The 6,730-nt window shown below is 73.2% G+C and carries 7 protein-coding genes; 4 read left to right on the top strand and 3 right to left on the bottom strand.

The window, feature by feature from the left end; genetic code table 11:
* Nucleotides 1–14 precede the first annotated feature (14 nt).
* The gene (locus ACWGE1_RS39085; RefSeq protein ID WP_453425230.1) at nt 15–431 is read right to left on the bottom strand and encodes an Ig domain-containing protein; all 417 of its coding nucleotides are present in this window, start codon (nt 429–431) and stop codon (nt 15–17) included.
* 243 nt (nt 432–674) lie between these two features.
* Here ACWGE1_RS39085 and ACWGE1_RS39080 point away from each other — a divergent pair, with 243 nt between their 5' ends.
* A complete protein-coding gene (locus tag ACWGE1_RS39080) occupies nt 675–1,805 on the top strand; it encodes a hypothetical protein (protein WP_453425229.1) in 1,131 nt (376 codons plus the stop codon).
* Nucleotides 1,806–1,896: 91 nt separating this feature from the next.
* Nucleotides 1,897–2,292: a hypothetical protein gene (locus ACWGE1_RS39075; protein ID WP_453425228.1), complete on the top strand. Its 396-nt coding sequence runs from the start codon at nt 1,897–1,899 to the stop codon at nt 2,290–2,292.
* 14 nt (nt 2,293–2,306) lie between these two features.
* Here the strand turns inward: ACWGE1_RS39075 and ACWGE1_RS39070 are convergent, their stop codons facing one another.
* The gene (locus ACWGE1_RS39070; protein WP_453425227.1) at nt 2,307–2,912 is read right to left on the bottom strand and encodes a hypothetical protein; all 606 of its coding nucleotides are present in this window, start codon (nt 2,910–2,912) and stop codon (nt 2,307–2,309) included.
* Nucleotides 2,913–3,126: 214 nt separating this feature from the next.
* Here ACWGE1_RS39070 and ACWGE1_RS39065 point away from each other — a divergent pair, with 214 nt between their 5' ends.
* A complete protein-coding gene (locus ACWGE1_RS39065) occupies nt 3,127–4,608 on the top strand; it encodes a carotenoid oxygenase family protein (RefSeq protein ID WP_453425226.1) in 1,482 nt (493 codons plus the stop codon).
* A 93-nt stretch (nt 4,609–4,701) separates the two neighbouring features.
* The gene (gene dacB / locus ACWGE1_RS39060) at nt 4,702–6,348 is read left to right on the top strand and encodes a D-alanyl-D-alanine carboxypeptidase/D-alanyl-D-alanine endopeptidase (RefSeq protein ID WP_453425225.1); all 1,647 of its coding nucleotides are present in this window, start codon (nt 4,702–4,704) and stop codon (nt 6,346–6,348) included.
* Nucleotides 6,349–6,432: 84 nt separating this feature from the next.
* Here dacB and ACWGE1_RS39055 read toward each other — a convergent pair.
* Nucleotides 6,433–6,730, bottom strand: a 298-nt coding sequence (locus ACWGE1_RS39055) for an antibiotic biosynthesis monooxygenase (protein ID WP_453425224.1), incomplete at its 5' end; no start/stop codon positions are given.

The following is a 6,730-nucleotide window of genomic DNA, read 5'->3' as shown; positions in this document are numbered from 1 at the left end:
CCCCGGGCACCGGGTCAGCAGCGGGGGCAGGCCTCGCGGATCACGCGCCAGGTGAAGGTGGTGTAGCCCTTGGCACCGGCGGCGTCCGTCGCGGTGACGGTGACGGTACGGATGCCACTGCCGCGCAGGAGGCCCTGGATCAGGCCGGTCGAGGAGTTGATCGAGGCGCCGGTGGGCAGATTGACCGCCGACCAGGTGTACGGGGCCGTGCCGCCGCCGACGGTCATCTGTAACGAGGCGTAGTCGTACTGGTAGGACACCTGGTTGCCCGGGTTGCCCACGGTCGGGGCGGCGGCGGCCGTACGGATCACCGGGGCTGCGGCATGGCTCTGCGTCGCGGCGACGGACGGGCCCACCGATGCGGCCAGCGCGGCCGTCAGGCCGAGGGCCAGGGCCGCGAGTCTGCGCGGGGCGCGCGTGGATGTGCTCAACAGGACCTCCGAACTCGTCGGGCGTGAACGGCGGTTCCGGTACGGGTCCCGGAGGCCGTCATCACCCGTGTGGGTATGAATGTTCGAGGTGCGTGGCGCGTCGGCATCATAGGCGGGCGCGGCCGTCCCGTCGATGGCGCCGCCACTGCCGGGCGGGTGTTCCCGGCCGCGGGCCGCGGACGGGCGCGGGCCGCGTCCGCCGGAGGGCACGCGGACCGGCTACCGGGCCCTACGATGTCCGTTATGCCCGGTACGGCCGCCGTCCCGCACAACCCTCCGCCCCGCGCCCGTCTGCGGTCCGCCTCCCGCCTGGCCGTGTGCGCCGCCGTGCCCTGGTTCCTGTGCCTGTGGTGGGGCACGAGCACGGTCCCGCTGCCCGCCGCGCTGCCAGCCGTACTGATCCTGCGCGAGGACGTGAACGCCGCTCCGCGCCTGGGGTGGGACCGGCTCGCGGGCGTCGTCGTGGGCGTCGCGCTGAGCACGGTCGTACTGCACTGGCTGCCGCCGTCCTCGGCCTCCTCGGTGACGTCGGTGTCGGTGGCCTCCTCGGTGGCCTTCCTTGCCGTACTGGCCTGCGGCTGCGCGGGCATGTACCTGATGTACCGGGGCGGCTCCCCCAACCAGCAGGTCCTCGTGACGGCCCTGGTGATCTACGCGACCGCCCTACCGGGCTACCCGCTGGCCCGCCTGGTGGAGAGCGCCGTCGGCATCGCCACCGTCGTACTGCTGGGGCCGCTGCTGTGGCCGCCGGACCCCTACCGGTCGGCCGTGGCCGGCCTCGACGCCTACCGGAGCGAACTCGGCGCCCTCCTCGGCACGGTCGCCGCCCGGTTCACCGACGGGCGGCCTCCCGCCGACGCGGAGCTCCCCGAGGAGGCGGACCTGTGGCGGCAACCGCAGAACGGTCTCGCGGCCTACGACCGGGCCGCTCGGAGCACGCGGCTCCCCGGACTCCCGTGGTTCCCCCGGCGGCACCCGAAGACGCCGAGCCGCCGGTCCGACGCGCTCGACGAGCGGCTGCGGCTCGCCGCCCGGACCGCCGTCACCCTCCAGTACTTCACGCAGGAACTCCGGGAACGCGCCAGGACCGACGGTCCCGGTGGACCGGGCACCGGTGCCGATCCGGCTCCCGATCCCGATGCCGATCCCGATGCCGATGCCGCCCTGCGCGACCTCGCCCCGCTGGTGCGGGCCACCGCCCGCACCCTGGACGCCGCCCTGCGCGGCGACGAGTGTGCCGCCGGCCTCGCCCGGGCCCGCGGCCTGGACCTCGCCCACCGCGCGGCCCACCCCAGCCGGCACGACGCCGTTCTGCGGGCGGGCCTCCACCTGACCCACGAGGCCATCGCCGATCACCTCGCGGTCCGGCGCTGACGACCGTCGTCCCCGTACCGAGCGGTGCCGGTCGAGCAGAGCGGGAGGGCCACCGATAGGCTCGTGCACCGATCGGGGAGATTGAGGATCAATGACGTTGCACGAAGGCCACCGGGTGAAGCTGGCCGCGGATCTCAGGCTGACCGGCTCGGTCACGCCGGTGCAGGACGCCCCGCTGCCGGCGGACACCGTCGCCGGGTTCCTGGCCCTTGCTTCGGGCACCGAGGGCACCGTCGAGCGGGTGGACGAGCACGAGCGGCAGAGCAGCGAGGACGTCCGCGAGTACGAGCGCCTGAAGTCGCTCCTCGACTCCTTCGGCCATCAGATGCCCACCGGGAGCAGGCAGCAGCTGGCGGAGAAGGTCGGCTCGCTGGAACCGGCGTGGGTCGCCCACCAGGCACAGAGGCTCCGTGTGACGGTTCGCGTCCGCTTCGACAACGGGTTCGTCCTCGACGGCGCGCACGAGGAACTGTTCACGTCCGCCTGAGGTTCGGGCCCGGTTCAGGACACCCGTCCCGCGGACCGTGCGTCCGCGCGCACGTGATCCGGGTACCAGGCGGTGAACTTCACGGCCAGCACCAGCAGGACGACGGGGACGACCCAGTTGAGCCAGTCCCCGTGGTGCCCGGTCTCCGCGGCGATCAGGCCGAAGACCGCGATCACCACGAACACCCCGCCCCACACGGCCGTCAGCACACGGTTCGTCCGGCGGAACAGCGGCGAGTCCCAGTGCTCGCGCGGCACGGACTCGCGGGCGTACTGCTCGGTGAAGGGCGTGAACGCCAGCGACCCGAGGGCCACGACCGCGATCACCGTGCTCGCCAGCGTCTGGGCGTACGTCTCCAGCCAGATCAGGTCCTGCCGGTCGAGCACCAGCGCCAGGATCGAGATGGTCGCGAAGAACACCATGCCGGTGACCTCCAGCAGCTTGACGCTGCCCCGCCGCATGTCGGGCAGGTTCAGCACCAGCGAGGCGATCAGCGCGGTGAGCGCGGCCAGCTTCCAGGTGCTGGGGCCCGCCACGATGTCGAAGATGATCCACGGCGCGAACCCCAGGAAGATGCCCGAACGGCCAGGGTCCCTGCCCTCGGTACGGTCCGCAGCCATCGGGCCTCCACAGCGGTACGGAGCGGATGCCCCCGGCCTGCCGGGGACGGTGACCGGCTCGCTCCCCATCCTCCGAGCGTCCGCGCCCCGCCGCATTCCGGGCCGCCTGGCAGCCCCACCCGACGCGCGTTTCACTGGAAGGTGCCGTACAAGCGCGCCCGCCGAGGACCGCCCGACCTGTCGGTACCCTGCCGGGCGCACCCCGGGAGGCCCTGTGAACACGCACGTGTCACCCCGCTTCGACCCCACCCGCGTCCCGCACCTGCTGGGGGCCTTCGCGCCCGTCTCCGAGGAGGTCGACATCGCGGACCTGGAGGTGACGGGCGAGCTGCCGGACACCCTGGACGGCCTGTACCTGCGCAACGGACCCAATCCGCGCTTCACGCCGATCGGCTCGTACCTGTACCCCATCGACGGCGACGGCATGCTGCACGGCGTCCGTATCTCGGGCGGCCGGGCCGGCTACCGCAACCGCTTCGTCCGCACGCCCGCGCTGCTGGCCGAGGAACGGGCCGGCCGAGCCCTGTGGGGCGGCCTCGAATCGATGATCATGCCGGACGCCGGGCAGGTGGGACTGGAGCTCGCGGACACCTTCAAGGACCTCCCCGACATCAATGTGGTCCGCCATGCCGGCCGCCTGCTGGCCCTCGCCGAGTCGGCCTGCCCGTTCCGCATCGGCGACGGGCTGGCGACGCTCGGCCGCGAGGACTTCGGCGGCGGCCTGCCCGCGGGCATCACCGCCCACCCCAAGGTCGATCCGGTCACCGGCGAGATGGTCGTCTTCTGCTACGGCCTGGAGCCGCCCTACCTGACCTGGTCCGTCATCGACCGCGACGGCACGGTCGGCCGCGGACCCACGCCCGTCGACGGGGTGGACGAGCCGATGATGATCCACGACATGGCCCTGACCCGCCGCTACGCCGTCCTCGTCCTCGCCCCGGCCTTCTTCGACCTGGACGCGGCCATGACGGGCGGCTCCTTCCTGGCCTGGCGCCCCGAGCGCGGCACGCGCGTGGCGCTGATCCCGCGCGACGGCGCGCCGCCGCGCTGGGCGGACGACGATGCCTTCTGGGTGTGGCACACCGTGAATGCGTACGACGACGGCCCGGGCGAGGACGCCCCGGTGGTCCTCGACTACGTGCAGTGGAGCAGGCTGACCGTCGGCGGCCCGGAGGAGGACACCGAACCGATCAGCGGCGGCCTGGTACGGGCGCGCATCGACCCCGCCGTCGGCCGGATGACCCGCTCCCTGCTGGACGACTCCCGGGTGGAGTTCCCGCGGGTCGACGACCGGCGCATCGGCCGGCACCACCGGTACGCCGCACTGGCCACCGACACCGGGCGGACGGACCTGCTGCCCGGCGAGTACGACGCCGTGCGCTGGTACGACGCCGAGACCGGCACCTCGCGCGTCTGGTCGGCCGGGAACCTGTCCGTCGGCGAGCCGGTCTTCGCCCCCGACCCCGGCCGGGCTGCGGATCCCGATCCGGGCTCCTCCGGTTCCGGTTCCGGCTTCGGCTCCGGCTCCGAGGAACACGGCTACTGGCTGACCTTCGCCACCGACCGTACGGACGGGTCGAGCTGGTTCCTGGTCATCCCCGCCGAGGACCCGGCCTCCGGCCCGGTGGCCCGCGCCCGCATCCCCGTCCGTGTCCCGCTCGGCCTGCACGGCTGCTGGCTGCCGACCGAGGAGTGAACGATCCGCCCGGCGCGCCCCGGCGGCCCGGCCGTGCCACCCTGTTGCTTGGCCTCGGGAGCAATGGGACAGCCGCGACGAACGGAGCGCGCTGTGAGCAGACCGATCCACCCCGCACCCCTGCGGCGCGGTACGGCCGCCGCCTGCGCCGCCCTGCTGTTCGTGGCCCTCGCCTCGGGCACGGCGACCGGCGCGGACCCGACGCCTTCCCCTTCCCCGTCCAGGTCCCTGTCCCCGTCCCCGTCGCGCGACACGGGCCTCGGCGGTCTCGACCCCCGCATCACGGACATCATGCGGAAGCCGGACTACCGCAACGCCCAGTGGGGCCTGTTGCAGACGGATCCGGACGGGCGTGTGGTGCACAGCCTGTTCCCCGCGCAGTTCTTCATTCCCGGATCCACCGCCAAACTCCTCAGCGTCTCGGGCCCTTGGGACATCCTCGGCGCCGACCACCGGTTCGTGACCCCCGTCTACGCGGTCGGCGACCGCGACGGCGCCACGCTGACCGGCGACCTCGATCTCGTCGCCCAGGGCGACCTCACCATGGGCGGCCGGACGCGCCCCGACGGCACGGTCGCGTACACCGACCTCGACCACACCTACGCCAACGACTTCCCCGGCGCGACCCTCACCCCGGAGAATCCGCTCGCCGGGATCGACCTGCTCGCCCGGCAGGTGCGCGACTCCGGCATCACCCGCGTCGAAGGCGACGTGATCGTCGACAGCCGGCTCTTCCTCCCCGACCCGGAGCTCGTCCCCACCCCGACGCCCCTGATCATCAACGACAACCTGATCGACCTCCTGACCAGCCCCGGGGACGAACCCGGCGCGGCCGCCCGGCTGGACTGGCGGCCGAAGGTGGCTCCGTACCAGGTCACCTCGGCCGTGAAGACGGTGGCGGCCGGGAAACCGACCGCGGTCACGGTGACCGCCACCGACGGCGGCACCCGGATCCGGCTGACCGGAACGATCGCGGCGGACGCCGAACCGCTGCTGCGCACCTCCCCGGTCGACGACCCGGCCGCCTTCGGACGCGTCGCGCTGATCGAGGCGCTCGAACGCGCCGGTGTGCACGTCACCGCCGACCCGTCGGGCCCCAACCCGGTCGCACGGCTGCCGCGCGACTACGACGGGCGGCCGCGGGTGGCCGCGTACACCTCGCCGCCCTACGCCCAGTACGCCAAGCTGATCCTCAAGGTCAGCCACAACCTGGGCGCCAACCTCGGCATCTGCCTGCTGGCCGTCACGGCGGACAGCAACCAGTGCCCGGCCGGCTTCCCGGTGCTCGCCGACTTCCTGGACCGTGCGGGCGTCGACCGCAAACAGGCACAGCTCATGGACGGCCGCGGCGGCAACCCGGCCGACCGGGCCACGCCCCAGGTGCTGGTGCAGATGCTGGCGTACTGGCAGCGCACCCCGGACGCACGGCTGTTCCGGGAGGCCCTGCCCATCCTGGGTGTCGACGGCCTGCTGGCCGAGAACTGCCGCAGCTGTCCGGCGCGGGGCAAGGTCTTCGCGAAGACCGGCGCGGCCGTCGGCGGCGACGCCCTCAACGACCGGCTGGCCGTCGGCGCCATCACGATCGCGGGCTACCTGGACAAGGGCGGCGGTCGCTTCGACACCTTCTACGCGGGCGTCAACGGCGCCTCCACCCCGACCGCCGACCCCACCGAGGTCCTGTCCATCGCGAACGACCTCGCCCTGATCGCCGCCTACCTGCAGGAGTCGTCCTCGCCCTGACGCCCTGCGCGGTGCGATCCGCCGATTCAGGTGCCCCTGCGCCCGGGCCGTCCGACCTCCGTCACACGCACGTTCGCGGCGTTCCTACCGCGACTCAAGGAAGTGAACCTCGCGGGGCCTGACCTCCAGGTCGCTCAGGCCGTCGGGCGTCGCACCCATCTCGCGGGCCATGCCCGCCGTCGCCCGGAAGGCATCCTCGGACTCGAACGCGCCGGTGGTGACGACGGCGACGCCGTCCGGGGTGACCCAGACCCCGACGGACAGGAAGCCCGGCTGTTGCCGCAGCACCTCGGCGACCCGGTGGCACTCGGCGACGAACTCATCGACGTGCTCGGGGGCCGGGTAGTGGAAGGCAACGAAACCGAATGACATGACGGTGTCC

It is taken from the genome of Streptomyces sp. NPDC054932 (genome assembly GCF_053610205.1).
Note: the sequence above shows the minus strand (reverse complement) of the source record. Positions and strands in the feature narration are given on the sequence as shown.